The sequence below is a fragment of the Acidimicrobiales bacterium genome (assembly GCA_036491125.1).
Lineage (GTDB): Bacteria > Actinomycetota > Acidimicrobiia > Acidimicrobiales > AC-9 > AC-9.
In genome coordinates this window covers 1-1511 of sequence record DASXCO010000190.1, presented here as the reverse complement: position 1 = coordinate 1511, position 1511 = coordinate 1, and the positions used below count along the sequence as shown (strand labels likewise).

The 1511-nt window shown below is 69.4% G+C and carries 2 protein-coding genes; both read right to left on the bottom strand.

The window, feature by feature from the left end:
- The coding region (locus VGF64_15405; GenBank protein ID HEY1636150.1) for an alpha-ketoacid dehydrogenase subunit beta at nucleotides 1-839 on the bottom strand (839 nt) is incomplete at its 3' end.
- Nucleotides 840-854: 15 nt separating this feature from the next.
- The coding region (locus VGF64_15400; GenBank protein ID HEY1636149.1) for a thiamine pyrophosphate-dependent dehydrogenase E1 component subunit alpha at nucleotides 855-1511 on the bottom strand (657 nt) is incomplete at its 5' end.

Here is a 1511-nt window from a genome sequence, read left to right as displayed (position 1 = left end):
GTGGCGATGTTGCACCGGGGGTGCGCCTCGTCGACCACGACCAGCCGGCCGGTGCCCTCGACGCTCTCCAGCACGGTGTCCTCGTCTAGCGGGCTGGTGGTGCGCAGGTCGATGACCTCAGCCTGCACGCCGTCCGCGGCGAGCTGCCCGGCTGCGTCCAGCGAGGTGTGCACCATCCGGCCCAGGGTCACGATCGTGACGTCACCGCCCTCGCGGACCACGTTGGCCTCGCCGAACGGCACCACGTAGCTCTCCTCGGGCACGGGGCCCGAGGTGTCGTAGAGCGCCTTGTGCTCGAAGAACATCACCGGGTCGTTGTCCCTGATCGCCTGGATCATCATGCCCTTGGCGTCGTACGGGGTGGCGGGCAGGACGACCTTCAGTCCGGGGATGTGGGTGAACAGCGGATACAGGCACTGGGAATGCTGGGCCGCGGCCCGCAGCCCGGCCCCGTACATGGTGCGGATCACGACGGGGGTGATCGCCTTGCCGCCGAACATGTACCGGAATTTCGCGGCCTGGTTGTAGATCTGGTCGAAGCAGACGCCCATGAAGTCGACGAACATCAGCTCGGCCACCGGGCGCATCCCGGCCGTGGCCGCGCCGATCGCGGCGCCGATGAACGCCGATTCCGAGATGGGGGTGTCAAGGACCCGGCCGGGGAACTTGTGGTACAGCCCCTTGGTCACGCCGAGCACGCCGCCCCAGGCGTCGTCGTCACCGGGCGCCCCGGCTCCGCCGGCGTTGTCCTCGCCCATCACGATGACGGTCTCGTCGCGCTCCATTTCCTGGGCCAGCGCCTCGTTCAGGGCCTCGCGGTAGGTGATGTTCCGTGCCATGGCCTGAGCCTCCCGTCAGTAGCGCACGTAGACGTCGGTGAGCAGGTCCGCCTCGGTGGGCATCGGCGCGGCCTTCGCCTCGCTGACCGTCCGGTCGATCAGCGCCCCGACCTCGGCGTCGACCGCGTCGAGGTCTGAACGAGTCAGTTCGCCGGTCTCGGTCACCCGGTCGGTGAAGCGCTTGAGGCAGTCGAGTTCGGCCCGCGCGTGCTCGACTTCGCTGGCCCGGTAGGTCTGCTGGTCGCCCTCGAAGTGGCCGAAGTACCGGGTGAACTTCATCTCGATGAGCGTCGGCCCGCCGCCCTCCCGGGCCCGGGCGATCGCCTCGCTGGCCGCCTCGTGCACCGCGAAGAAGTCGAACCCGTCCACGATGACGCCCGGCATGCCGAACCCGGCGGCCCGGTCGGCGATGTTGTCGCTGGCCACCGACCAGGTGCTGGACGTGCTCTCGGCGTACCCGTTGTTCTCGGCCACGAAGATGGCCGGCAGGTTCCACACCGAGGCCAGGTTCATCGACTCCAGCGTGGTGCCCTGGTTGCTGCCGCCGTCGCCGAAGAACGCGACGCTGACGCCGCCGTTGCCCTTGAGCTTGGCGGCCAGCGCCGTCCCGCAGATCAGCGGCGGGCCGCCGCCGACGATCCCGTTGGCGCCGAGCATGCCCTTGGACAGGTC